General features: G+C 71.8%; 19 protein-coding genes and 1 pseudogene. 7 read left to right on the top strand and 13 right to left on the bottom strand.

The features are described 5' to 3' along the window. Positions 1-6: 6 nt before the first annotated feature. From ftsW to rsmH, 8 genes are all read right to left on the bottom strand, one after another. Positions 7-1,503: a putative lipid II flippase FtsW gene (gene ftsW, locus OG700_RS30125; protein ID WP_405619038.1), complete on the bottom strand. Its 1,497-nt coding sequence runs from the start codon at positions 1,501-1,503 to the stop codon at positions 7-9. A gap of 85 nt (positions 1,504-1,588) precedes the next feature. After that, a complete protein-coding gene (murD, locus tag OG700_RS30120; RefSeq protein WP_405619036.1) occupies positions 1,589-3,052 on the bottom strand; it encodes a UDP-N-acetylmuramoyl-L-alanine--D-glutamate ligase in 1,464 nt (487 codons plus the stop codon). After that, positions 3,049-4,119, bottom strand: coding sequence for a phospho-N-acetylmuramoyl-pentapeptide-transferase (gene mraY / locus OG700_RS30115; RefSeq protein ID WP_405619034.1), 1,071 nt, complete (start codon positions 4,117-4,119; stop codon positions 3,049-3,051). The genes murD and mraY overlap by 4 nt, the downstream gene beginning before the upstream one ends. After that, positions 4,116-5,546, bottom strand: coding sequence for a UDP-N-acetylmuramoyl-tripeptide--D-alanyl-D-alanine ligase (murF, locus tag OG700_RS30110; protein ID WP_405619032.1), 1,431 nt, complete (start codon positions 5,544-5,546; stop codon positions 4,116-4,118). Before murF ends, mraY begins: the two co-directional genes overlap by 4 nt. A 247-nt stretch (positions 5,547-5,793) precedes the next feature. After that, positions 5,794-7,509, bottom strand: a complete 1,716-nt coding sequence (locus OG700_RS30105; protein WP_405619030.1) for a UDP-N-acetylmuramoyl-L-alanyl-D-glutamate--2,6-diaminopimelate ligase — start codon at positions 7,507-7,509, stop codon at positions 5,794-5,796. Positions 7,510-7,525: 16 nt separating this feature from the next. Then, positions 7,526-9,559, bottom strand: a complete 2,034-nt coding sequence (locus OG700_RS30100; RefSeq protein WP_405619028.1) for a peptidoglycan D,D-transpeptidase FtsI family protein — start codon at positions 9,557-9,559, stop codon at positions 7,526-7,528. A 4-nt stretch (positions 9,560-9,563) separates the two neighbouring features. Then, positions 9,564-10,193, bottom strand: a complete 630-nt coding sequence (locus OG700_RS30095) for a septum formation initiator family protein (RefSeq protein ID WP_405619026.1) — start codon at positions 10,191-10,193, stop codon at positions 9,564-9,566. After that, positions 10,190-11,146, bottom strand: coding sequence for a 16S rRNA (cytosine(1402)-N(4))-methyltransferase RsmH (gene rsmH, locus OG700_RS30090; protein ID WP_405619024.1), 957 nt, complete (start codon positions 11,144-11,146; stop codon positions 10,190-10,192). The genes OG700_RS30095 and rsmH overlap by 4 nt, the downstream gene beginning before the upstream one ends. Positions 11,147-11,624: 478 nt before the next feature. Here rsmH and OG700_RS30085 point away from each other — a divergent pair, with 478 nt between their 5' ends. From OG700_RS30085 to OG700_RS30070, 4 genes are all read left to right on the top strand, one after another. Next, complete coding sequence (locus tag OG700_RS30085; protein ID WP_405619022.1) at positions 11,625-12,188, top strand: beta-class carbonic anhydrase; 564 nt, start codon at positions 11,625-11,627, stop codon at positions 12,186-12,188. A gap of 203 nt (positions 12,189-12,391) precedes the next feature. Further along, the gene (locus tag OG700_RS30080) at positions 12,392-13,429 is read left to right on the top strand and encodes an AAA family ATPase (RefSeq protein WP_405619020.1); all 1,038 of its coding nucleotides are present in this window, start codon (positions 12,392-12,394) and stop codon (positions 13,427-13,429) included. Then, complete coding sequence (locus tag OG700_RS30075) at positions 13,429-14,787, top strand: DUF58 domain-containing protein (RefSeq protein WP_405619018.1); 1,359 nt, start codon at positions 13,429-13,431, stop codon at positions 14,785-14,787. Before OG700_RS30080 ends, OG700_RS30075 begins: the two co-directional genes overlap by 1 nt. Beyond that, positions 14,784-17,207 (top strand): DUF3488 and DUF4129 domain-containing transglutaminase family protein, encoded by a 2,424-nt coding sequence (locus OG700_RS30070; protein ID WP_405619016.1) that lies wholly within the window; start codon positions 14,784-14,786, stop codon positions 17,205-17,207. Before OG700_RS30075 ends, OG700_RS30070 begins: the two co-directional genes overlap by 4 nt. Positions 17,208-17,438: 231 nt before the next feature. On the opposite strand, the gene OG700_RS30065 is transcribed toward OG700_RS30070, so the two are convergent. The 3 genes from OG700_RS30065 to OG700_RS30055 form a co-directional block, all read right to left on the bottom strand. Further along, a complete protein-coding gene (locus OG700_RS30065; protein WP_354607508.1) occupies positions 17,439-17,834 on the bottom strand; it encodes a DUF3040 domain-containing protein in 396 nt (131 codons plus the stop codon). Between the two features lie 296 nt (positions 17,835-18,130). Then, the gene (locus OG700_RS30060) at positions 18,131-18,916 is read right to left on the bottom strand and encodes a methyltransferase (protein WP_405619014.1); all 786 of its coding nucleotides are present in this window, start codon (positions 18,914-18,916) and stop codon (positions 18,131-18,133) included. Positions 18,917-19,009: 93 nt separating this feature from the next. Then, positions 19,010-19,549 carry an SAV_6107 family HEPN domain-containing protein gene (locus OG700_RS30055; protein ID WP_405619012.1) on the bottom strand — a complete coding sequence of 180 codons (540 nt, stop codon included), beginning with the start codon at positions 19,547-19,549 and terminating at the stop codon, positions 19,010-19,012. A gap of 145 nt (positions 19,550-19,694) precedes the next feature. Here OG700_RS30055 and OG700_RS30050 point away from each other — a divergent pair. The 3 genes and pseudogenes from OG700_RS30050 to OG700_RS30040 all read left to right on the top strand — a co-directional run. Further along, positions 19,695-21,273: pseudogene (locus tag OG700_RS30050) on the top strand (YhgE/Pip family protein); the annotation flags it as partial. A 35-nt stretch (positions 21,274-21,308) separates the two neighbouring features. Beyond that, positions 21,309-21,917: a TetR/AcrR family transcriptional regulator gene (locus OG700_RS30045; RefSeq protein WP_405619010.1), complete on the top strand. Its 609-nt coding sequence runs from the start codon at positions 21,309-21,311 to the stop codon at positions 21,915-21,917. A gap of 432 nt (positions 21,918-22,349) precedes the next feature. After that, positions 22,350-23,888, top strand: coding sequence for a phytoene desaturase family protein (locus tag OG700_RS30040; RefSeq protein ID WP_405619008.1), 1,539 nt, complete (start codon positions 22,350-22,352; stop codon positions 23,886-23,888). Positions 23,889-23,973: 85 nt separating this feature from the next. Here the strand turns inward: OG700_RS30040 and OG700_RS30035 are convergent, their stop codons facing one another. Both OG700_RS30035 and metF read right to left on the bottom strand, forming a co-directional pair. Continuing rightward, positions 23,974-24,975, bottom strand: a complete 1,002-nt coding sequence (locus tag OG700_RS30035; protein WP_405619006.1) for a hypothetical protein — start codon at positions 24,973-24,975, stop codon at positions 23,974-23,976. 51 nt (positions 24,976-25,026) lie between these two features. Further along, positions 25,027-25,944 (bottom strand): methylenetetrahydrofolate reductase [NAD(P)H], encoded by a 918-nt coding sequence (gene metF, locus OG700_RS30030; protein ID WP_405619004.1) that lies wholly within the window; start codon positions 25,942-25,944, stop codon positions 25,027-25,029. Positions 25,945-26,081 lie beyond the last annotated feature (137 nt).

The following is a 26,081-nucleotide window of genomic DNA, read 5'->3' as shown; positions in this document are numbered from 1 at the left end:
CGAAATTCACCGCTCTCCGGACGGACGCTTCTTGACGCGCCGTCTCATCGTCTTCCATCTCACGCCGGGCCTTCGCATGGCGAGGGCCGCTTTCGCGGCGGGATCCTCTCGCGCGAACGCGATCAGCAGCCCGACAGCGAACATGGTCGGCAGCAGGGCTGAGCCTCCGTAGGAGAACAGCGGGAGCGGGACTCCGGCGATCGGCAGCAGACCGAGCACCGCGCCGACGTTGACCACGGCCTGCGCCGTGATCCACGTGGTCACGCCTCCCGCCGCGTACCTCACGAAGGGGTCCTCCGTGCGTCCGGCCACGCGGATACCCGCATAGCCTAGAGCCGCGAACAGGGCGAGTACCGACAGCGTCCCCGCCAGTCCCAGTTCCTCCCCGGTGATGGCGAAAATGAAGTCGGTGTGGGGTTCAGGGAGTTGACCCCATTTTTCCACACTCGCGCCGAGTCCGGAACCGAACCATCCGCCCGAGGCCAGCGCGTAGATGCCGTGCACGGCCTGCCAGCACTGGTCGCCGGGGCCGGGGTCCGTCGCGCCGATGCAGGCGAGCCTGGACATGCGGTTGGGGCTGGTCTTGATGAGGAGGAAGCCGAGGGCGACGGCGACGGCGAGCACGCCGCCGAAGAGCCGGGTGGGCGCTCCCGCCAGCCACAGCAGTCCGAAGAGGATCGCGGTGAGGATGATGGCGGTGCCCATGTCGCCGCCGAGCATGATCAGTCCGAGCAGCATGAAGGCGACCGGGACGAGCGGCACCAGCAGGTGCTTCCACTGGGTCAGCAGCCGCTTGTCCTGTTTGCGGGCGAGCAGATCGGCGCCCCACAGGATCAGCGCCAGCTTGCCGAACTCGCTGGGCTGGAGCTGGAAGGGACCGCCGAGATAGATCCAGTTCTGGTTGCCGTTGACCGCGTGCCCTATCCCCGGGACCTGCACGAGGATCATCAGGAAGACGGCTCCGACGAGCAGCGGGTAGGACAGCGCGCGGTGGAGTTTGCCGGGCATCCGGGAGGCGAGCAGCATCAGTCCGGCGCCGATGACGGCGGCGAGGAACTGTTTGCGGAAGAAATACGAGCCGGGCAGCGAGAGCTCCAGCGCCTTGATCATCGAGGCGCTGTAGACCATCACCAGGCCGAGCACGGTGAGCAGCAGACTGGCGCCGAAGATCAGGTAGTACGCGGTGAGGGGCCGGTCCCAGGCGCGGCGGGCCCGCTCGTACATCCGCCGTACCCGGTTGCCCCGCGGCGCGCGGGGCAACCGGGCGCGGGGGCCGCCGGACCCGCCGCGGGCGGCGGGAGCGCGCCGTACGGCCGCCCGGCCGCGCAGGGCCGTGCCGGGCGGCCCGGGGGGCCGTGCGGCGCCGGTGAGCACCCCCGGCAGGGCGAGGGGCGGCGGAGCGAAGGACGGTGCGGTGAAGGGCGGTGCGGCGGCGCGGAACCGGCCGCCCGCCGAAGGACGCGCGGGACGCGGGTCCGTGCCCGCGGTGTCGTCGGCCGGCATCTTCGCTGTCCCCTCCAGTCGTGCGCGGCACGACCGGCCGGTGGGGCTGTCGCGGCCCGCGCTCGCGGGGCTCTCGGCCGGTCGGTCAGGCGTGCTCGGCGGCGAGTGCGCGGACCGCGTCCGCGAACGCCTCGCCCCGCTTGTTGTAGTTGACGAACATGTCCATCGACGCACAGGCCGGGGCCATCAGGACGGTGTCCCCGCTCCTGGCGAGGCGCGCCGCCGCACGGACCGCCGCCGGCATCGCCCCAGTGTCCGTCTGTTCGAGGTCCACGACCGGCACTTCGGGGGCGTGTCGCGTGAGGGCTTCGCGGATCAGCGCGCGGTCGCGGCCGATGAGGACCACGCCGCGCAGCCGCTTCGCGGACCGCTCGACCAGCTCGTCGAAGGACGCGCCCTTGGCGAGGCCGCCGGCGATCCAGACGATCGGGTCGTAGGCCCCCAGGGAGGCCTCGGCGGCATGGGTGTTGGTGGCCTTGGAGTCGTCGATGTAGCTGACGCCCGCGATGTCCGCGATGTGCTCGATGCGGTGCGGGTCGGGGCGGAAGGCGCGCAGTCCGTCGCGTACGGCGGCGGGTGCGACACCGTAGGCGCGGGCGAGGGCCGCCGCGGCGAGGGCGTTGGCGATGTTGTGCGGGGCGGGCGGGTTCACGTCCGCGACCTCGGCGAGTTCCTGGGCCTGGGCGCTCCGGTTCTCGACGAAGGCGCGGTCGACCAGGAGGCCTTCCACGACGCCGAGTTGGGAGGGTCCCGGGGTGCCGAGGGTGAAGCCGATCGCGCGGCAGCCCTCCTCGACGTCGGCCTCGCGGACCAGGTCCTCGGTCACCTTCTCGGCGACGTTGTAGACACAGGCGACGGTGTTGCCCTCGTAGATACGGCCCTTGTCGGCGGTGTACGCCTCCATGGAGCCGTGCCAGTCGAGGTGGTCGGGCGCGATGTTGAGCACGGCGGCGGAGTGGGCGCGCAGGCTCGGTGCCCAGTGCAGCTGATAGCTGGAGAGTTCGACGGCGAGGACGTCGTACTTCTCCCGGCCGTTCTCGTCGGGCAGGACGGCGTCGAGCAGCGAGACGCCGATGTTGCCGACGGCCTCGGTGCGCAGGCCCGCCGCCCTCAGGATCGCGGCGAGCATCCGGACGGTCGTGGTCTTGCCGTTGGTGCCGGTGACGGCCAGCCAGGGGGCGGCGTCGGGGCCCCTGAGCTGCCAGGCCAGTTCGACATCGCCCCAGATCGGTACGCCGGCTTCGGCGGCGGCCAGGAACAGGGGCTTGCCGGGCTGCCAGCCGGGCGTGGTGACGACGAGTTCGGTCCCCTCGGGGAGCGTCGCGCCGTCGCCGAGCCGGACGGTGATGCCGGCCTGGGCCAGTTCGGCGGCCTGTGTACGGGCGCGCTCGTCGTCGCCGTCGTTGACGACCGTGACCTCGGCGCCCAGGTCGCGCAGCGCGCGGGCCGCCGGGATCCCGGAGACCCCGAGACCGGCGACGGTGACCCGCTTGCCCTGCCACCGGCCCCGAGGTCCGGCCGACGCGTCGGCCGGCTGACGGTCGCTCACTTGTCGGCCGCCCAGCCCGCGTAGAAGAGTCCGAGTCCGACGATCACGCACATGCCCTGGATGATCCAGAAGCGGACCACGACAAGGACTTCGGACCACCCCTTCAGTTCGAAGTGGTGCTGGAGCGGGGCCATCCTGAAGACGCGCTTGCCGGTCAGCCGGAACGAACCGACCTGGATCACCACGGACATCGTGATGAGGGCGAAGAGGCCGCCGAGCAGGGCGATCAGGAGTTCGGTACGGGAGCAGATGGCGAGGCCCGCGAGGGCGCCGCCGAGCGCGAGCGAGCCGGTGTCGCCCATGAAGATCTTGGCGGGTGAGGTGTTCCACCACAGGAAGCCGAAGCAGGAGCCCATGAGGGCGGAGGCGACTACGGCGAGGTCGAGCGGATCTCGTACCTCGAAGCAGGCGTCGGGGTTGGTGAGGGTGATCGCGTTGGCGCAGGACTCCTGGAACTGCCAGAGGCCGATGAACGTGTAGGCGCCGAAGACCATCACCGACGCGCCGGTGGCCAGGCCGTCCAGACCGTCCGTCAGATTCACGCCGTTGGACATCGCGAGAATCATGAACAGCGCCCAGACGACGAACAGCACCGGTCCGATGGACCAGCCGAAGTCCGTCACGAAGGACAGCTTGGTGGAGGCGGGGGTGTTGCCGCGGATGTCGGCGAACTGGAGCGAGAGCACCGCGAAGGTGATGCCGACGATGAGCTGTCCGGCCATCTTCGCCTTGGCCCGCAGACCCAGCGAACGCTGCTTGACGATCTTGATGTAGTCGTCCAGGAAGCCGACCAGGCCCATCCCCGCCATCAGGAACAGCACCAGCACACCGGAGAACGTCGCGTCCTCGCCGGTGATCACCTTCGCCAGGGCGTAGGCGATCAGCGTGGCGAGGATGAAGGCGATACCACCCATGGTGGGCGTGCCCTGCTTGCTGCCGTGGCTGCGCGGGCCGTCGTCCCGGATGAACTGGCCGTAACCCTTGCGGGCCAGCAGCTTGATCAGCAGCGGCGTACCGATCAGGGTCAGGAAGAGCCCGATGGCTCCCGCGAAGAGGATCTGCCTCATCGGCCGGAGACCTCACCCTCGACAGCGTTCTCGAGCAGTGCCTGGGCGACCCGCTCCAGTCCGGCCGACCTGGAAGCCTTCACCAGCACGACGTCTCCCGAACGCAGTTCACTGCGCAACAGATCGACCGCCGCCTGCGCGTCGGACACGTGCACCGACTCCTCACCCCACGAACCCTCGTTGTAGGCGCCCAGTCGCAGCCAGGAAGCTTCCCTGCCCCCGACTGCGACGAGCTTGCTGACGTTGAGCCGGACGGCGAGCCGTCCGACCGCGTCGTGCTCGGCGAGCGCCTCGTCACCGAGTTCGGCCATCGGGCCGAGCACCGCCCACGTGCGTCCGCCGGTTTCCCTGGCGGCACCGCCCATGGCGACCAGCGCGCGGAGCGCTGCCCTCATGGAGTCGGGGTTCGCGTTGTAGGCGTCGTTGACGATCGTCACGCCGTCCGCGCGCTCGGTGACCTCCATACGCCAGCGGGAGAGGGTCTCCGCCTCGGAGAGCGCCAGGGCGATCTCGTCGACGGACATGCCCAACTCATGGGCGACGGCGGTCGCGGCGAGCGCGTTCGACACGTGGTGCTCACCGTACAGCCGCAGCGTCAGCTCGCTGCACCCGGTGGGTGTTCGAAGGCGGAAGGAGGGTCTGCCGAGGCCGTCGACGTGGACGTTCTCCGCCCGTACGTCTGCTTCGTCGGACTCGCCGAACAGCACCACCCGCGCCTTGGTGCGGGTGGCCATGGCGCGTACGAGGGGGTCGTCGGCGTTCAGGACGGCCACGCCGCCCTCGTCGGCGGGCGGCAGCGACTCGACCATCTCGCCCTTGGCGACGGCGATCTGCTCGCGTCCGCCGAACTCGCCGATGTGGGCGGTGCCGACGTTCAGTACGAGGCCGATCCGCGGCGGGACGAGGCCGGTGAGGTAGCGGATGTCACCGATGTAGCGCGCCCCCATCTCCAGGACGAGGAAACGGGTGTCCTCGGTGGCACGCAGGGCGGTGAGCGGGAGTCCGATCTCGTTGTTGAGGTTGCCGTCGGGCCAGACGGTGGGGGCCTTGCGCCGCAGGAGTTGGGCGATGAGGTCCTTGGTGCTGGTCTTGCCCGACGATCCGGTGAGCGCGACGGTCGTGGCGCCGGTGCGCTCCACGACGGCGCGTGCGAGGGCGCCGAGGGCCTGTACGACGTCCTCGACGACGATGGCGGGGACACCGACGGGACGGACGGCCAGTACGGCGGCGGCGCCCGCGTCGACGGCCTTGCGGGCGTAGTCGTGGCCGTCGACGTTCTCACCGGCGAAGGCGACGAAGAGGCTGCCGTCCGCCACTTGGCGGGAGTCGATGACGACGGGGCCGGTGACATGGATGGCCGGATCCGGTATGTCGTACGACTGCCCGCCGACGATGGTGGCGATCTCGGCGAGGGAGAGGGTGATCACGTGGACCGTCCGGCAATTGGAGGGCGGGTGATGGATGGGGACGAGGGCGGGGCGACCGGCGGCGGAGCGACGGGCCGCGCGGCGAGGGGCTGTGCGGCGGCTGACGGTGCGAAGGCCGACGGTGCCACGGCTGACGGTGGGAGGGCCGACGGTGGGAGGGCCGACGACGCGGGGACCGGCGGCGGGGAGGCCGCGCGGCGGTGGCCCGCGGCACCCCGCGCCGCCCTCCGGGTGCCGGACGGTCCCCTCATCCCTGACCGGTGTTCTCGGTCTCGTGGCGGCGGGAGCGCTCGATGGCCTCGCGCAGCACCTGGCGGTCGTCGAAGGCGCGTACCACCCCGGCGATGTCCTGGCCCTGTTCGTGGCCCTTGCCGGCGATCAGTACGGTGTCGCCCTCGACCGCCCTGGACACCACGGACGCGATGGCCGCCGCCCGGTCGGCGACGACCAGGACGTCACCACGCTCGTGGATCGGCACCTCGGCGGCGCCCGAGAGCATCGCGGCGAGGATCGCGAGCGGGTCCTCGGAGCGCGGGTTGTCCGAGGTCAGTACGGCGGTGTCGGCGAGCCGGGCCGCCGCCGCGCCCATCGAGGGGCGCTTGGACCGGTCGCGGTCGCCGCCGCAGCCCAGGACGATGTGCACCTTGCCCTCGGTGACCTTGCGCAGTGAGCGCAGCACCGATTCGACGGCGTCCGTCTTGTGGGCGTAGTCCACGACAGCCAGGTACGGCTGGCCCGCGTCGACGCGCTCCAGCCGGCCGGGGACGCCGGGCACGGCCGCGATGCCGTCGGCGGCGATCTGGGGATCGATTCCGGCCACGGCGAGGGTGACGACGGCGGCCAGGGTGTTGGCGACGTTGAACGGGCCCGGCAGCGGGGCCTCGGCGCGGATCCGCTCGCCCTTGGGGCTGACGACGGTGAAGACGCTGCCGCGCGAACCGACCTCGACGTCCTCGGCGCGCCAGTCGGCGTCGGGGTGGCCCTCGGCGGAGAAGGTCGTGATGGGCACGCCCGCCTCGGTGACGAGCCGGCGGCCGTACTCGTCGTCGAAGTTGACGACGCCGACGCGGCTGCGCTCGGGGGTGAACAGCCGCGCCTTGGCCTGGAAGTAGTCCTCCATGCCGGAGTGGAACTCCATGTGCTCCGGGCTGAGGTTGTTGAAGACGGCGATGTCGAAGACACAGCCGTCGACCCGGCCGAGCACCAGGGCGTGGCTGGAAACCTCCATCGCGACGGAGTCGACGCCGCGCTCGCGCATGACGGCGAGGAGCGCCTGGAGGTCGGTGGCCTCGGGGGTGGTGCGCTCGGATTTGATGCGCTCGTCGCCGATGCGCATCTCGACGGTGCCGATGAGCCCGGTGTGGTGTCCGGCGCCGCGCAGTCCGCCCTCGACGAGATACGCGGTGGTGGTCTTGCCGGACGTGCCGGTGATGCCGATCTGGAGGAGGTCGGCGCCGGGGTGGCCGTAGATCTCGGCGGCCAGTTCACCCATGCTGCCCCGTGGGTCGGGGGTCACCAGCACCGGCAGGCCGGTGGCGGCGGCGCGCTCGGCGCCCGCCGGGTCGGTCAGGATCGCCGCCGCGCCGAGGTCGGCCGCCTGGGCGGCGAAGTCGGCGCCGTGGAAGCGGGCGCCGGGCAGGGCGGCGTACACGTCCCCGACGCGTACCGCCCGTGAGTCGTGGGTGATGCCGGTCGCCGCCCCGTCCGCCGGGGCCTCGGCACCCAGCCGGGCGGCCAGATCCACGAGGGAGGTCGGCAGGACCTGGTTCGGGCGGGGCGCTCCGGGATGGTTCACGGGCGCGTCCTTTGTGGCGGTTCGGTACTGATCTGCGTGGGACACGGCGGTGAGCGTACCGGGCTCACCGGGCCGCGGGCCACGTGAGGGGCGCCCGGTGCCGGGGCCGTCTGGTGGGGTGACGGACGCGCCGTCGTGGTTCCCCGAGTCGGGGGTGATCGTTGTCACTGGGGTGTTCCCTGGGTCACTCGCCGGGTTTGAACTCGACCGGCAGCGGGGCTGCCTTCTTGCCGGTCGGTGGGACCTGGAGGCTCTTGAGAGCGAACTCCATGACCTCCTTGTAGATGGGGCCGCAGATCTGGCCGCCGAAGTAGCTGCCCTTGGTCGGGTTCTGGATGGCGCAGTAGACGGTGATCTGCGGGTCGTCGGCGGGCGCGAAGCCCGCGAAGGACGCGGTGTAGCCCTTGTAGCGGCCGGACTCGGGATCGACGCGGTTGGCCGTTCCGGTCTTGCCGGCGACGCGGTAGCCGGGGATCCGGGCCTTGGTGCCGGTGCCCGCCTCGTCGAAGACGACGGATTCCAGCATGGTGGCCAGCGTCCTGGCGGTCTTCTCGCTGACGACGCGGGTCTTCTTGGGGGCGGTGGCGGGGGTGAAGCGGCCGTCGGGGCCCTCGGTGCCACGGATCAGGGTGGGTTCGATCCGTACGCCTCCGTTGGCGATGGTCGAGTAGACCGAGGCCGCCTGCATGGCGTTGACCGACAGTCCCTGACCAAAGGGGATCGTGTACTGCTGCGAGGTCGACCAGTCCTTCGGGTCGGCGAGGATGCCCTGGGTCTCCCCGGGGTAGCCGAGGCCGGTGGGGCTGCCGATGCCGAATTTACGCAGGTAGGAGTGGAGGACCCGGTTGGCCTCGGGCTGGGTCTTGCCGAGCTGGCCGGTGGCCAGGATGGTGCCGATGTTGCTGGACTTGGCGAGCACGCCGTTGAGCGTGAGGTACCAGGTGGGGTGGTCGATGTCGTCCTTGAAGAGGCGGTCGCCGCGGTGCAGCCGGTTGGGCACGGTGACATGGGTGCCGGGGGTGGCGGCCCGCTCCTCCAGGACGGCGGCCATGGACATGACCTTGCTGGTGGAGCCCGGTTCGAACGCGTCCTGGAGCGCGGCGTTGCCCATGGCGGTGCCGTCCGCCTGTGACAGGTCGTTGGGGTCGAAGCCGGGTGAGTTGGCCATGGCGAGCACTTCGCCGGTCCGGGTGTTCTGCACCATCACGTAGCCGCGGTCGGCCTTGGACTCCGTGACCTGTTCGGAGATGGCCCGCTGGGCGGCCCACTGGATGTCCCGGTCGATGGTCAGCTCGATGTCCGTGCCGGGGACGGCGGGGGTCTCCTCGGAGCCCGCCGTTGGGACGCGCCGGCCGCCGGAGTGGGCGTAGGTGATCTCGCCGTCCTGGCCGGAGAGCTTCTTGTCGAGCATGGACTCGACGCCGCCGCCTCCGTGGCCGGCGGCGTTGACGTATCCCAGTATCCCGGCGGCGAGGTCCCCGTTGGGGTACACGCGCTTACTGCTGGGCTCCTGGAAGACTCCGGCGAGAACGCTGGCCGGCGCCTCGTCGCCCTTGCCGCCCTTGGCGGTGCGCGCCTTCTCGGCCTTCTCGGCGAGGACGGACTTGAGGTCGCTGATCTGGTTCCAGACCTGAGGGGTCTGGCGGTGCGCGAGCACCGTGAAGCGGGACTTGGGGACCGAGAGCTGCTTCGCCAGCGTCTCGGGCTCCTTGTCGAGGATCGGGGCGAGGAGCGCGGCGGCCTGCTCGGGGGCGTCGGCGACCTTGCTGTCCTCGGGGGTGAACATCTTGGGGTCGGCCGTGATGTCGTGCGCGTCGACGCTGGTGGCGAGGGCCACCCCGGCGCGGTCGGTGATCTCGCCGCGCTCGGCGGCCAGCGTGACGCTCGTGAAGCGGTTCTTCTCCGCCTTCGCGGTGTACGCGCTCGCGTCGACGGCCTGGACCTGGAGCAGCCGGACGACGAAGACCAGCATGACCATGGTCAGTCCGAGGCTGACCAGCCGGAGCCGGGGACGGTGGTTGCCGAGCCGGATACGGCGCGGGGTGCGGGGTGCGGAGCGCGGGCGGCCCTGTGCGGGGCGCCGTGGGCGCCCGGAGGGCCGGGGCGCGGGGCGCTGCGGAGTGCGCTGCGGCGTACGTGATTCGGGCCGGGGGCGCGCACCGCTCCCGGAGCGCGCGGGGCCGGGGACCCGGCGGCGCGGTGGTTGCTCGGGGGGCACTGCGTCACCTGCCGGAGGTCGTCGGGGTGGATGTGCCGGACGTCGGTCCTGGCATGGGCGCGGTGGAGGGCGCGCCGCGCGAGCCCGCCGAGGCGGACGGGGCGGGCGGCGCGGCTGTCGGGGTCGTGGCCCCTCCGGAGGAGGGGGACGGCGGTGCGTCCGTGGCCGACGCCGACGGGGTGACGGAGGGTGCGAGCGAGGCGGGCAGGCTCGGCGCGGCGGGCGGGGTGGCGTCCATGGCGGACGGTGCGGTGTACGGGAGCGCGTCGGCCTTGGAGGGGACGCCGCTGATCCGGCCGTCCGGGTCGAGGAAGGCGGGGCTGCCGCCGGGGACCATGCCGAGTTGGCGGGCGCGGCGCTCAAGCGCGTCGGGCGCCGAGAGGTTGTCCACGTCGCGTTGGAGCGCCTGCTGCTCGTCGGTCAGGTCCGTGGTCTGCTTCTTGAGCTCGCTGAGCCTGAACGACCCCGCGTTGAGCGAGGAGTTCAGCAGGAGCAGGGTGATCAGCCCGCCGCCGAGGAGGAGAACGACCAGCAGGACGAAGGGCGTACGCGCCGCGGTGCTCGGCCCGGTCGTCGGCATCAGCCGGGCGAGCCGCGCGGCGCGCCCCCTGAGCTGCCTGGCCGGTCGGCTCACCGCACGTCCTCCCGGATCCGCTCGGCGGCGCGCAGCCGGGCGGGGGCGGCCCGGCGGTTCTCGGCGACCTCTTCCTCGGTGGGGAGTTCGGCGCCGCGCGTCAGGAGTTTGAGCCTCGGCTGGTAGCGCTCGGGCACGACGGGCAGGCCGGGGGGTGCCGTGTTGGCGGCGCCGGCCGCGAAGACCTGCTTGACCAGGCGGTCTTCGAGGGAGTGGTAGGCCAGTACGGCGATACGGCCGCCCACGGCGAGGGACGCCACCGCGGCCGGAACGGCCGCTTCCACGGAGGACAGTTCACCGTTGACCTCGATGCGCAGGGCCTGGAAGGTGCGCTTGGCGGGGTTGCCGCCGGTGCGCTTGGCGGCCTGCGGCAGGGCGTCACGGATGAGTTCGACCAGCCGGCCGCTGTTGGTGAAGGGCTCGACGGCGCGCTCCCTGACGACCGCCGACACGATGCGCTTGGCCTGCTTCTCCTCGCCGTACGCCCGCAGGATCCGCACCAGTTCGCCCGGCGGGTAGGTGTTGAGGACCTCGGCCGCGCTCATCCCGGACGACTGGTCCATGCGCATGTCGAGCGGGGCGTCCTGGGCGTACGCGAACCCCCGCTCCGCCTCGTCGAGTTGCATGGACGAGACACCGAGGTCGAAGAGCACGCCCTGGACGCGCGGGATGCCCAGCCGGTCGAGCACGTCGGGCAGTTCGTCGTAGACGGCGTGCACGAGGGTGGCGCGGGCGCCGAACGGGGCGAGCCGCTCGCCGGAGAGCCGTAGCGCCTCCTTGTCCCGGTCGAGCGCGACCAGCCGCGCGGCGGGGAAGGTGGTGAGCAGCGCCTCGCTGTGGCCGCCGAGACCGAGGGTGCAGTCGACGACGACGGCACCCGGTTCGGCGAGGGCGGGAGCGAGCAGGTGGAGGCACCGGTCGAGCAGCACCGGAATGTGCCGGGTGCCGGTCATACGCGGGCCTCGCGGGGCCTGGTTCGCTGGCTGCGCTGGCTCATGCGCCCTCTCAGGTCCGGCGTGGATGTACGTACCGCCGAGCGTGAGGAGGCCGAGCCGCACGTACGCCGCACACGCGGGGAAATCGCGGGGGAATTTCGGGGAGTGTTCCGGTAAGTGTTCGGGATGTCCGTGAACTTCGCGTCACTTTAGTCCACAGGTCCCCCCGGTCAATCAACCGGACAGCGCGTCGCCCGGCCCGCTGCGCGGGGACCGGCGGTGCGGATCGCGGTGCGGATCGTCGTTCGGTCTCGGTGAAGATCGCGCGGGTCCCGACAGGGTGGTGACGCGATCGCGCAATCGAAAACGGTGTACGTCACCTGTTCGGACCGTTGAGCTTGACCTGTGTGGCTTACCTCACACCAGGCCTCGTTGACGATGTTTGTCCGCTCGTACAGCGGGCTTCCGGCGCGCGTGAGCATTACCGTCTATAGGTATGTCGACATCCGCGAACCTCCCCGCCGAGTCCGCCCAGGCATCCGTCGGTGCGGCCCGCACCGACGGTACGGTCACCGATCGACTCGTGGACGCCAACCGGCGCTACGCCAGCGACTTCGACGACCCCGGGATGGACGCCCGCCCCGTGCTGCGCGTCGCCGTGGTCGCCTGCATGGACGCCCGCCTCGACCTGCACGACGCGCTGGGCCTGGAGCTCGGCGACTGTCATACGATCCGCAACGCGGGCGGTGTCGTCACCGACGACGTCATCCGCTCACTCACCATCAGCCAGCGGGCGCTCCAGACCCGCAGCGTCGTGCTCATCCATCACACCGGCTGCGGTCTGGAGGCCATCACCGAGGACTTCAGGCACGAACTGGAAATGGAGGTCGGACAGCGTCCGGCCTGGGCCGTGGAGTCCTTCAGGGACGTGGACCAGGATGTACGGCAGTCGATGCAGCGGGTGCGGACCTCACCGTTCCTCCTGCACACCGACGACGTACGCGGTTTCGTCTTCGAGGTGTCGACGGGCCTTCTGCGGGAGATCGACCCCGCGAACTGACCCTTCGCCGGCACCAGAATCACGGCAACTCCGGCAATTCACACCCACTTATCCACAGGCGAGTGACACGAAGCGGTAACGGCTACAAGAATGCGTGAGTGACAGCGGCGTTGCGGAACCTTCCGGACGCGGCGTCCGTATTTCGGGGTGGGCCGGGCCGTGAGAAGAGCCTCGGCCCGTATGAACGGGCCGAGGAGGGCCGGGTGACGACCTATGACGATCGAGCGAGCCTCACAGATCTGACCACCACAGCGGAGCGTGTCCGCGCATCGGTGGAGGGTGTGATCGAGGGCAAGCCTGAGGTCGTACGGCTTTCGCTGACAGTGCTGCTCGCCGAGGGACATCTGCTCATCGAGGATGTTCCGGGCGTCGGCAAGACCATGCTGGCCAAGACGCTCGCACGCTCCATCGACTGCTCGGTGCGGCGTATCCAGTTCACGCCCGACCTGTTGCCCTCGGACATCACCGGGGTCTCCATATACGACCAGCAGCGACGCGACTTCGAGTTCAAACCCGGAGCGATCTTCGCGCAGATCGTGATCGGCGACGAGATCAACCGCGCTTCGCCCAAGACACAGTCGGCGCTGCTGGAGTCGATGGAGGAGCGCCAGGTCACCATCGACGGGCAGACGTACGAACTGCCCAGCCCCTTCATGGTGGTGGCGACGCAGAACCCGGTCGAGATGGAGGGCACCTATCCGCTGCCCGAGGCGCAGCGCGACCGTTTCATGGCCAGGGTCTCCATCGGCTATCCGAGCCCGGAGGCCGAGTTGGAGATGCTGGACGTGCACGGCGGGATCTCGCCGCTGGACGACCTCCAGCCGGTGGCCCACGCGCACGACATCGTGAAGCTGATCGACGCCGTGCGCAAGGTCCATGTGGCCGACTCCGTACGGAGGTACGCGGTGGAGCTGGTCGGGGCGACCCGTAACCACCCGGATCTCAGACTGGGCGCCTCGCCGCGCGCCACGCTGCATCTGCTGCGCGCGGCGAAGGCGTCCGCCGCCCTGAGCGGCCGGGAGTACGCGCTGCCGGACGACGTGCAGGCGCTGGCGGTCCCGGTGCTGGCGCACCGGCTGCTGCCGACCGCGCAGGCACAGCTCAACCGCCGGACCGCCGAGCAGGTGGTGCAGGAGATCCTCCAGCGCGTCCCGGTGCCGACGGCCGACGGCGGCCGGCAGGCCCCGGTGGCCGCCGCGCCGCGCTACGACCGGCAGCAGCCGGGCGTCCGGCGGCTGTGATGGAGCCCGGCGCCCCCGGCCCGGACGGCACGGACAAGGGCGGGCTGCGGGCGGCGCTGGGCGGTCTCACCACCCGCGGCCGGTCGTTCTTCGCCGCGGGCATCGCGGCGGCGGTCTGCGCCTACGTCCTCGGCCAGGCGGATCTGCTCCGGGTGGGGATGCTGCTGGCCGTCCTGCCGCTGGTCTGTGTGGGCGTGCTGTACCGCACGCGCTACCGGGTCGCGGGCAGCAGGCGGCTCTCGCCGTCGCGCGTGCCCGCGGGGTCCGAGGCCCGCGTCCACCTGCGGATGGACAACGTGTCGCGGCTGCCCACCGGTCTGCTGATGCTCCAGGACCATGTGCCGTACGTGCTGGGTCCGCGCCCCCGGTTCGTCCTGGACCGGGTGGAGGCGGGCGGGCGCCGTGAGGTCTCCTACCGGGTGCGGTCGGACCTGCGTGGGCGCTATCCGCTCGGGCCGCTCCAGCTGCGGCTGAGCGACCCGTTCGGGATGTGCGAGCTGACGCGCTCCTTCAGCGCCCACGACACCCTGACCGTCATCCCGCGCACCGAGCCGCTGCCACCGGTCCGGCTCGCCGGGGCGACGGCGGGGTACGGCGACGGGCGGCATCGCTCGCTGTCGCTGGCCGGCGAGGACGACGTCATCCCACGCGGCTACCGGCACGGCGACGACCTGCGCCGGGTGCACTGGCGCTCCACCGCGCGCTACGGCGAGCTGATGGTGCGCCGCGAGGAGCAGCCGCAGCGGGCCCGCTGCACGGTGCTGCTCGACACCCGGCAGCTCGCCTACCAGGGTGCGGGACCCGACTCGGCCTTCGAGTGGGCGGTGTCGGGCGCGGCGTCCGCGCTGGTGCACATGCTGGAACGGGGCTTCGCCGTACGGCTGTTGACGGACACGGGAAGTTCGGTGCCCGGCGAGGGCGCCGACGGGTTCGCCGGTTCGACGCAGGAGTCCGCCGACGCGGCCGGACTGATGATGGACACGCTCGCCGTCGTCGACCACTCCGACGGGGCGGGGCTCTCCCGCGCGTACGACGTGCTGCGCGGCGGGACCGAGGGACTGCTGATCGCCTTCCTGGGTGATCTCGACGAGGAGCAGACCGCCGTGGCCTGCCGTATGCGGCACCGCAGCGGTGCCGCGGTGGCCTTCGTCCTGGACAGCTCCGGCTGGCTCCAGGAGGACGGCGAACCGCCCGCGCGGGTCCAGGTCCGGCTGCGGCAGCTGCGCGAGTCGGGCTGGACCGCCCTCGCGGTGCCGGCCGGACTCGCGCTCCCCGATCTGTGGCAGCAGGCGGCACACCAGCGCACCGAGTCGGGTGCGGCCCAGGGCTCGGCAGGCTTCTCCGGAGGATGGTCATGAGCGGTCGCGCGAGGCTGGCGCTGTGCGCGTTCGCCGCCACGATGATGGCGGCCGCCGCACTGATGCCGCTGGTCGATCCCGCCACCTGGATCCTCCAGGCGGCCCTCATGGTGGCGGTCCTGGCCGGGGTGGGCGCGCTCGGCCGGCGGGTGCCCCTGGCCAGAACGCTGGTCGTGGCGCTCCAGGCGTTCGCCGGGCTGCTGATGCTCACGGTGGCCTTCGCCTCGGAGCAGGCCCTGTTCGGCCTGCTGCCCGGCCCGGAGGTCTTCCAGCGCTTCGGTGAGCTGCTGAGCCAGGGCGGCGAGGAGGTCGCGCGGTACTCGGTTCCGGCACCGCCGACCAACGGCATCAAGCTGATGCTGGTCGGTGGTGTGCTGGTCATCGGTCTGGCCGTGGACGCGCTCGCCGTGACGTTCCGCAGCGCGGCGCCGGCCGGACTGCCGCTGCTGGCGCTGTACTCGGTCGCCGCCGGTCTCTCCGGCGGCGACGCCTCCTGGCTGTGGTTCCTGCTGGCGGCCGGCGGCTATCTGCTGTTGCTGCTGGCCGAGGGCAGGGACCGGCTCTCCCAGTGGGGGCGGGTCTTCGGCGGCGCTCCACGTGCTCCGGGCCGTACGGCCGCCGGGATGGACACCGGGGGTACGGCCACGGCCCCGATCCGTACGGGGCGCCGTATCGGCGTGATGGCGCTGGGGATCGCGCTCGTCGTGCCCGCCGCGCTGCCGTCGCTGAACGGCGGCCTGCTCAACGGCACGGGCGCCGGGTCGGGTTCGGGCCTCGGCGGTGGCACGATCTCCGCCGTCAACCCGCTGGTGTCGCTCCAGGACAACCTCAACCAGCCCGAGGACCGGGAGGCGTTGCGGTACCGGACGAACGCGGAGAGCACCCAGGACCTGTATCTGCGGATCATGTCGCTGGACGACTTCGACGGCACGTCCTGGCGGTTCTCCCAGCGCAGTGTCGAGGACGTGCCGAACACGCTTCCCAGCCCGCCCGGTCTGCGCGGCGACGTCAGCACCACCGAGATCAAGACGAGTATTTCCGCCGCCGGTTGGTACCGGCAGAATTATCTGCCGATGCCCTATCCGGCCTCGCAGGTGGACATCGACGGGCGCTGGCGCTTCGAACCGAACGGCCGGACCCTGGTCGGCGACCGGGGCGAGACGACGCGAGGCGCGCAGTACCAGGTCACCAGCCTGCTGGTGGAGCCGACCCGCGAACAGCTCGCGGCGGCGCCCAGGCCCCCGGCCTCCCTGGTGCGGGAGTACACGAAGGTGCCGGACGTGCTGCCGGACGAGGTGGCGGCCACCGCACGCGAGGTGACCGACGGCGCGGCGAACGACTACGAGAAGGCGGTCAAGCTCCAGGACTGGTTCGCCGTGGACGGCGGCTTCACGTACGACACACAGGTCGCCTCCGGCACGGGCGTCTCGGCCATCAGCCGCTTCCTCCGGGAGAAGGAGGGCTTCTGCGTCCACTTCTCGTTCTCGATGGCGGCGATGGCCCGCACCCTGGGCATCCCGGCGCGGGTGGCGGTGGGCTTCACACCGGGCACACCGCAGTCGGACGGCACGATGTCCGTCGGGCTCCGGGACGCGCACGCCTGGCCCGAGCTGTACTTCGAAGGCGTCGGCTGGACGCGCTTCGAACCGACGCCGAGCCGGGGCAGCGCGCCGGACTACACCATCCCGGAGGCTCCCTCGGGCGATGCGAGTGATCCGGCCCAGCCCGAGGCCGGCGAGTCGTCCGCGCCCAGCGCGCAGCCGTCCGCCTCGGACAGCTGCCCGCCGCAGGCCGCCAGGATCGGCGACTGCGGCACGACCGCGCCGGCGGGAGCGCTGCCTCCATCCGACTCGGGGACATCCGCGGGGACGGTGGCCGGCATCACGCTGGGCGTCCTGGCCGTGCTGCTGCTGCCCCTGTTGCCGCTGCTGTGGCGCACCAGGATCCGGGCGCGACGCCTCGGTTCCGGGGGCCGTACGACCGCCGATGCCACGGCCCGTGTGCTGGGCGCGTGGCGGGAGATCGTCGACACGGCCTGGGACCACGGCATCCGCCCGGACGATTCGCAGACGCCGCGCGGGACGGCGGCCCGGATCGTGCGGCTGGGGCGGCTGGAGGGCGACGCCGCCGATGCCGTGCACCGGGTGGCACGTGCGGTGGAGCAGGTGCTGTACGCGCCGGAGCCACAGCCCGTCACGGGTCTCGCCGACGACGCCCAGCGGGTGCGCGTGGGCCTGGGCGAGGCGGCGGGCCGCTGGACCAGACAGCGCGCGCTTCTCCTGCCGCGCTCGTCCGTTCGGGTGATGTGGGGACTCGCCGAGCGCTGGGCGGCTGTCACCGACCGCTGGGGAGCGCGCCGCCTGGAGCTGGGCCGCCGGTGGGCGGCGCTGTTCCGCAGGCCGTCCCGGCAGCGGGGCTGAACCGGGCAGGGCCAGAACCGGTCCGGGTGCGGGGGTACGGGGCAGCTTTCGGGCCCGCACCCCCGCCCCCGTCCGTGTGTCCGGGGTGGTGGGGGGCCGGGGGCCGGGGCCGGTCCCGCACGCGGACAAGGGTGAGGGGCGAACGCATTCCCGCGTTCGCCCCTCACCCTTGTCCGTCCTGTCTCACGGCGGTCGCACCACTACTGCAAGCTTGGGAACCTCTGGGTCGCCCTACTGACCTTGCTCGTCACGGCGACGCTGCCAGCGCTGTTCGATCCTGTTCATGAACGAGCGGCGCTGCCGAGGTTGTCGGCGGTCGGCCGTGGCCTCGCCGGATGCCTGCTGCTCACCCGGTTTCGGAGCCTTGCGCCAGCCGGTGACCGCGAGAACCGCGCAGCCCAGCATGACGAGGAAACCCACCACGCCGATCCAGATCTGCTTGGCGACCATACCGGTCATGAGGAGCGCGATACCCACCAGAAAGCCAGCGACCGCCTGGTAGACCCGTCGCCGGGTGTACGTACGCAGCCCGCTTCCCTCAAGCGCTGTCGCGAACTTGGGATCTTCGGCGTACAGCGCTCGCTCCATTTGCTCGAGCATTCGCTGCTCGTGCTCCGAGAGCGGCACGGAGTCCTCCTAGTCGTCGGTCGCGGGGGGCGACCGGTATGCGGCCCCTTCAGGATAGGCAGGGAATCGCCCCCGTGAAACCCGCCCTCTACGCCATTTCGCCAATCCGGGCCGCCATGCCGACTCGGCCGCTGAGGCGTTGATTCCCCAACCGTCGACCCGTCATGCCGGAAGGCGTACCCCGATCATACGGCGCCGAACGCTCTGCTGGGGGGCCTGTGGCGCACTCCATGCGTAGCTGCGTTGCTGATCAGCCCCGCGATCAGTACGCGATCAGTGCTCGCGGGCGTGCACTGTCAGGCCCGCTTCTCGCCCAGAACGTGCAGCTGGCTCGCGACGGAGTGGAAGGTCGACAGTTCGGCGGCGGCGGCCTCCAGCTTCAGGAGGGCCTCCAGAGCGCCCGGCTGAGTGTCCACCAGAACGCCCGGGACCAGGTCGGAGAAGACCCGGACGCCGTGCACCGCGCCCACGTCGACACCGGCCTTGTCGACCAGTTCCGTGAGCAGCTCGACGGTGAACCGCCGGGGGACCGGGTCGCCCTCGCCCCAGCGGCCGGCCGGGTCCGTCAGCGCGTGCCGGGCCTCGGTGAAGTGGCCGGCGAGCGCCCTGGCCAGGACGGCGCCGCCGAGGCCCGCCGCGAGCAGGCTGAGGGCGCCGGCGGGGCGCAGCGCCTCGACCGCGTTCCGGACGCCGTCGGCCGGGTCGTCGACGTACTCCAGGACGCCGTGGCAGAGCACGGCGTCGTAGCCGCCCCGCTCCACCACGTCGAACAGGCCGTGGATATCGCCCTGGACTCCGTTGACGCGATCGGCGACGCCCGCCTCGGCGGCCCGGCGCTCCAGCGCGAACAGCGCGTTGGGGCTCGGGTCGACGACGGTCACCCGATGGCCCAGGCGGGCGACGGGCACGGCGAAGTTGCCCGTGCCGCCTCCGGTGTCGAGGACGTCCAGGGCCGCCGTACCGGCCGCCGTGGCACGGCTGTCGAGGGCGCGCTTGAGCACCTCCCAGACCACGGCGGTACGCAGGGAGCTGCGGGGGCGCGACGGCGTCTCTCCACCGAACGCAGGGGAAGGGTCCGACACGGCAGTTGACTCCTCGGCGCGGTGCCGCCCCTGGTCGCGGGGCGTGAAAGGTGCAGGTTCCGCACAGCCTATTGCCTCCGTCGGCCGTCCCGGTCACCCAGTGGCGCCGCCCTTCTCCGGCTCTTCGGCCCTGGGCTGGGGCAGCACCGGTTCGAGCACGAGCAGCCGCTCCACGAGGCGCAGGAACATGGCCACGTCGCGCAGCAGGTCGTCGGCGTCGCGGCTGCTCGCCGCGCCCTGTATGCCTGCCTCGGCCCGCGCTCTGCGGGTGGCGCCTGAGGCGAACAGGGCGCTCCACTCGGACAGCTCGGGCACGATCTCGGGCAGCACCTCCCAGGCGGTCCGTATGCGCCTGCGGCGCGGGGTCGTGGGCTCGGGCCGGCCACGGGCGGCGAGGACCGCCGCCGCGGTGCGCAGGGCGGCCAGATGGGCCGTGGCATAGCGCTCGTTGGGGGCTTCGAAGGTGGCGGCCTCGTCCAGCCCCGTCCGGGCCTGGGCGAGCAGGTCGAGGGCGGCGGGCGGCGCGGTCGCGCGACGCAGGACGGGGTGGACGTCGGTCGCGGGGCCGGTCAGTGAGGGGGCAGGGCCGCCTGTGCTTCGCCGGCGTGCGGCTGCGGCGTAGGAACTGGCCATGACGAACCTCCTGGTCGTCTCTGTGACGGCTCTGTGGCCGTATGTGTCCATCGTGGAGTACGCCACTGACAATCGGCCCTGACCTGCACTTTTGCCTCGCTCGCACGTTCGGGATAGCTTTTACGCTGACCGGTCAGTGCAAAATGTCGTCACGAACGACGCCAACAACTACCTCGTCTGCCAGATCTCCCGGACCGTCTTCGCCGAGGTACGGACGGCGGCGTCCGCCAAGGCGTCGCGTTCCTTCCTGGACCGGATCTTCATCTCGTTCTCCGGCATCCACGACGCGACCCGGAAGGCCGCCGAGGGCGCCGACAAGCTCAAGGGCGCGGGAGAGCTGGAGAAGGGCTCGCGGAAGGTCGCCGCCGGTACGCGGTCGCTCGCCGAAAAGGCCAAAGGGGCGGCGGGCGCGCTGCGTCCGTATCTCAAGGACAACGGCGGCACCATCGCCGACACCGCCCGCCAGGTCGCCAACTCCTCCGGGGCGATGCGCGACAACCTCGCCGGCCTGGTGAAGGGCGCGCCCCTCACCGCGACCGCCGCCCACCAGGCGTCCGCCGATCCGGCCGACATCCACCGGACACGCTGCGAGGAGAGCGACGAGCCCGACCCGGCCGCCTGCCCGCCGCTGGAGCGCGCCAGGACGGCGGCGGCGGACGCGGCGCGGGTCGCCGACGACGTCAACGCCCTCGTCACGGAGAGCAGCGGCGACCTGACGACGCTCGACGGGCGGCTCGCGAAGCTCCAGAAACAGGCGACCGCACTCGCCGAGCGGGCGCCTCATCCGGACGACGACCTCACGACGGCGGTCACCGAGATCAACCGGCTCGACTCCGGTGCCATGAAGGTCGCCAAGGGCGCCGACGAGTTGCACACCGGGCTCGCCACCGCCAAGAAGGGGTCCACCGGCCTGGACGCCGGCATCGGGAAACTCGGCACAGGGGCGGCCGGCCTGGACGGTGGTCTCTTCAAGCGCGCCGACGGCTCCGCCGACCTCGCGGGCGGACTCGACGACGGCGTCGGCGAGATCCCGGACTACGGCAAGAGCGACCGCGACCTCCGTACGGAGGTGATGGCCGATCCCGTCCGGCTCGCCTCCCGGTCCACGCACGAGGCGTCCAACTACGGCACCGGTTTCGCCCCTCACTTCATTCCGCTCTCCCTCTGGGTCGGCGCGATGGTGGCGTACACGCCTATCCAGCCGCTCAACCGGCGCGCCCTCGCCGCCGGTGCCGCCCCTTGGCGGATCGCCGTCGCGGGCTGGCTGCCGGTGGTGGGCATCGGCCTGCTCCAGGTGGGCGCGCTGATGTCCGTACTGCACTGGGACTCGGCCTCCAGCCGGCGCGCGCCGCCGGTACGGTCGGCTTCCTGGCACTGGTCACCTGCTGCTTCGCCGCGCTCGTGCAGTGGCTGAACGCCCGCTTCGGGCGGCGGGCCGCATCCTCGTCCTGGCCGTGCTGATGCTCCAGCTGACCTCGGCGGGCGGCACGTACCCCGTGCAGACGAGCCCCGGCTTCTTCAACGCCATCCACCCCTTCCTGCCGATGAGTTACGTGGTGGAGTCGCTGCGCGTCCTCATCACGGGCGGCGGGCTCGGGCCGGTCCTGCGGGGCCGTGCCGTACTCGCGGCCTTCACCGTGGGAGCCCTGGCGCTGACGGCCGTCTCCGCGCGCCACGGACAGGTGTGGAGCGTCGACCGGCTCCATCCCGAACTGAGGCTGTGACGGATGACGGCGCGACACCTGTGAGAATCGGGCGTATGGACAGGAGCAGCACCCGCCGGCAGGCCACCCGACAGAAGCTCTACGAGGCCGCGGTGACGCTCATCGCCGAACAGGGCTTCTCGGCGACGACCGTGGACGAGATCGCCGAGCGCGCCGGAGTCGCCAAGGGCACGGTCTACTACAACTTCAAGAGCAAGACCGACCTCTTCGAGGAGCTGTTACGGCACGGCGTCGGCCTGCTCACCGACTCGCTCCAGACCGCGGCCGACGAGACGGCGAAGCGCGACGGGACCAGCGTGCAGGCGCTGGACGCCATGATCCGGGCGGGGCTCGCCTTCATGGACCGCTGTCCGGCCTTCACCCAGCTGTACGTGGCCGAGCTGTGGCGCACCAACCGCGCGTGGCAGTCCACGCTGCTGGTGGTGCGTCAGCAGGCCGTCGCCGTCGTGGAGAAGGTGCTCCAGGAGGGGATCGAGGGCGGTGAGCTGAGCCGTGAGATCGACATTCCGCTGACGGCGGCGGCGCTGGTGGGGATGGTGCTGGTGGCGGCCCTGGACTGGCAGGCGTTCCAGCCCGAGCGGTCGATCGACGACGTGCACTCGGCGCTCTCGCTGCTGCTGCACGGCCGGGTCGGCGGAGGCTGACCCGGCGATGGGAACGCCGCCCGGACACCGTCCGGCCGCCTCGTACACGTACGTACACGTACGTAGGACGCGGAAATGCGCCGCTCCGATCGGGCTTCCTCACTCCCGACCGGAGCGGCGCATTGCCTCACCCCGTAGCGGTCGGGGTGCTACGCCGCTCCGCCGCCCCGTGCCGGCGGTTTCGGCGTCGCGCCCCTCCCGTGCCCCTCACTCTTCCGTCTCCGCAGGTGGGGGCCTATCCGCGTCTCTACTCATCTCATGTACTAGGTACGGATACTCACCACCCCGTTCACCACCTCACTCGTCCGGCCCACACACTGGCCACGATTTCGTCCGTGTCCGTACTTCCCCTCGTCTTCACGAGCGGCCGCCGGTTCCGGCACGGCCTCCCGGGCGCGGCGGCGGAAAATCCGGCCGCTAAGGTCCACTTCCATGGCACGGATTGCGGTGATCGGCGCCGGGATGGGCGCGATGGCGGCGGCTGCCCGGCTGGCAGTGGCGGGGCACCGGGTGACGGTGTACGAGCGCTCGGCGACGTACGGCGGCGCCCTCGGCCGGTTCGAGCGCGACGGGTTCGCGTACGACACGGGGCCCACGCTGCTCCATCTGCCCGCTGTCTACCGGGACTTGTTCGTCAAGACCGGCAAGAAGCCGCTTGAGGAGTGCGTCCGGATGACCCAGGTCGACCCGGCGAGCAGGCATCTCTTCCCGGACGGCGCCGAGGTGTCGCTGCCGAACGCGTCGCGCGCCGGGGTCGTCGCGGCCCTGGACGCCGCGCTCGGCGCGGGCGCGGGCGCACGGTGGGGGGAATTCCTCGGCCGGGCCCGGGACGCCTGGGACCGGTCGCGGCGCCCTCTGTTGGAGGAGCCGTTGCGCGCCGACTGGCAGGTGCTGGGGCGCGATCCGTATCCGGCCGTCCGGCAGCGGAGGCTGCTGCGCGCGTCCCGGTCGGCGGGCACCGTCGCCGAGGTGGGGGCGTGGGAGCTGGCCGATCCCCGGCTGGCCGCCCTCTTCGAGGGCTACGTCCTGTCGTACGGACTCGATCCGCGGCACACCCCGGCGGGCGCCGCTCTGCTGCCGTACATGGAGCAGACCTTCGGCACCTGGTACGTACGGGGCGGGATGCGGGCGCTGGCGCACGCGGTGTACGAGCGGTGCCTGGAGCGCAGGGTGGAGTTCGTCTTCCACGCCGATGTGACCCGGATCGTCGAGAAGGACGGGCGCGCGGCCGGTGTCGAGCTGGCGCCGGGGCCGTCCGTCGGCGCGTCCGCGGTCGTCGAGGCGGACCATGTGGTGGCGGGCACGGCCCCCGCGGCCCTCGTGGGCCGGGAGTTGTGGCGGGACGGCGACGTACGGCCCCGGGGCGGCTCCGGCGGGAGCGGGGTGCCGGCGGTCCCCGGCAGGTTCACGGTGCTGCTGGCCCTGCGTGGAGGCACGCCGGACGGCACGGCGCACCGGACGGTGGTCCACTCCCCCCTCGGCGCCGACGAGGCCGTCGCGGTGTTCTCCGGCCGCACGGCGGAGCGGCCCACGGTCACGGTGCTGCGGCCCGACGACCCGACGACGCGTCCGGACGACGAGCACGAGGCGGTCACCGTCACGGCGACCGTCGCGCCGCACGGTCCGGTGGACTGGGCCGACCCCGGGCTGCGCGAGCGGTACGCCGACGTACTGGTGGAGGCGGCCGGTGCCGCCGTGCCTGAGCTGCGGGAGCGGCTGCTCCGGCGGGAGGTCCGCACGCCGGCCGACACGCAGGCCCTGACCGGGGCACGGGGCGGTTCGGTGCCCGCGCCGTCGCTGGCGGGGGCCGATGGCCGGCTGCTGCATCCGGCGAACAGCACGCGGCTGCCCGGTCTGTATCTCGTCGGCGGCGAGGCGCACCCGGGTGGTGGGCCGGCGCACGCGGGCATGTCCGGGGCGCTGGTCGCCGGGCTGATCGTGGAGGGCGCGGACTTCCGCGGCTCGCGCTGAATCCACACGGGGCTGTGCCGGGCAGTGTCGAGCGCTGTCAGCCGTGTGAACTCGCGAACAGGTGGTGGGAGTTGAGCGCCGCCCGTCAGTAGCGGTACCGCTGCTCGTCGTAGTCGGGGTCGTAGCCGTACTGCTGAGGCGCCTGCCGCGGCATCGGGGGGATGTTCTCGCCCTCGCGCTGCTGCGGGACCCACACCCCGCCGGGCGGCGTCTCCGCGCCGTACTCGGGGTGCCCGGCCCGGCCGCCCTGCCCGCTCGGGTCGCTCGGGTCGCTCGGGTCGCCGTAGGGGTCCGCGCCCTGCTGTCGGCCGCCGTAACTGTCGTACGCGCCCTGGGAATCACCGCCCGTGGTCGCGCCGCTGTACGGGTCGGTGTAGGCGGCGTACTGCTGCTGCCCGGTGCCGTAGTCGTACTGGCCGCTCTGCCCCGTGTACGCGTCCTGCTGACCGCCGTACACGTCCTGGCCCTGGCTCGCGTACGGGTCCCCGGCTCCGTAGCCGTCCGTCGTGCCGTAGGCGTCCTGGCCCTGACCGGCATAGGCGTCGTGGCCCGCGTGGGTGTCCCGGCCGGTGGGGGTGTCGTAACCGGCGTGCGGGTCGTAATTGCCGTACTGGGTCGCCTGGTAGGCGGCGTCGCTGTACACGCCGTACTGCCCGGTCTCGTCGGGCATCGGCTCCGGCTCGTAGACGGACGCGGCGTGCGGCGGCTCGTCCGGGACGGGAGCCATTGGGCCGGCGGCGACGGGCTGGTACTCCAAGTCCGAGACTTCCAGGCTCGGTTCGCGTGTCCCGGCCTCACCGCCGCCGGCCCTGCGGCGGCGGCTGGCGCCGGGGCTGCCGCCGATCGCCCAGCCGGTGGAGAAGCCGCGCCGGAACGACAGCGTCACATAGGTCTGGCCGACCGCGAACGCGATCGCGCCGACCGCGATGACCGGTACGGAGGCGAGCAGAACGCCCAGCACCACGACGACGAATCCCGTGAAGGCGAGCAGTCGCCAACGGAGCCGCGCCTTGTACTGGAGCAGTACTTCGCCCAGCAGCCACAGCGCGACGATGCCGAACGCGATGTAGAGGACCGTCCAGCCCATGCCCGCCCCTCTCCTGCGGTCACCGCCCCGGGGCGGGGCCGGTACGACCGGTCACGACTGCTCGTGCAGTCCGAGATTCTCGTAAATTTCAAGCGTCGCCGTGGAGTTGTTGAGTGTAATGAAGTGGAGTCCGGGGACACCCTCCGCGCGCAACGTCGCGCAGAACTCCGTCGCGTACTCGATACCGATGGAGCGTACAGCGGCGGGATCGTCCTTGGCGGAGAGGATCCGTTCTTTCAGCGCCGGGGGCAGCGACGCGTTGCTGAGCTGCGAGAAGCGCTCGATCTGCCGGACGTTGGTGACCGGCATGATCTCCGGGATGATCGGGGTGTCGCAGCCGGCGGCCGTCACCTTGTCCCGCAGCCGCAGATAGTCCTCGGGATCGAAGAACATCTGGGTGATCGCGTAGTCGGCGCCCGCACGGCACTTGGCCACGAAGTGGCGGATGTCGCTCTCCCAGTCGGGCGAGCGCGGATGCATCTCGGGGAAGGCCGCGACGCCCACGCAGAAGTCGCCGGACTCCTTGATCAGGCGGACGAGATCGGCCGCGTACCCCACGCCCTCGGGGTGCTTGACCCACTCGCCCATCGGGTCGCCGGGCGGGTCTCCGCGCACGGCGAGGATGTTCCTGATCCCGGCGTCCGCGTACTGGCCGATCATGTTGCGCAGCTCGGCGACCGAGTGGTTCACGGCGGTGAGGTGGGCGACCGGGGTGAGCGTGGTGTCGGCGGCGATGCGCTCGGTCGCCTTGACCGTGCCCGCGCGGGTGGAGCCGCCCGCGCCGTAGGTCACCGAGACGAAGTTCGGAGCGACGGCCTCGACCCTGCGCAGCGCGTTCCAGAGGTTCCGCTCGCCCTTCTCCGTCTTGGGCGCCCAGAATTCGAACGAGTACGACAATTTCCCGGTCGCAAGCAGGTCACGCACCGTACGAGCGTGATCCGTCCTGGTCGAAGCTGTGCCAAGGGCCATACCGGAAGGTTATCGAGGGTGTGGCGATCACCCAACCAGAGCAGGGTAATTTGTCCATTTCGCACCATCCCTGTCCACCCCTCGGACGGTGCTCGGGCACCGGGGGGTGCGGGTGGGCGCGGGGCGGATGCGAACGT

The organism is Streptomyces sp. NBC_01508 (genome assembly GCF_045040315.1).
Taxonomy (GTDB): Bacteria; Actinomycetota; Actinomycetes; order Streptomycetales; family Streptomycetaceae; genus Streptomyces.
This window is presented reverse-complemented; position numbering and strand designations above follow the sequence as displayed.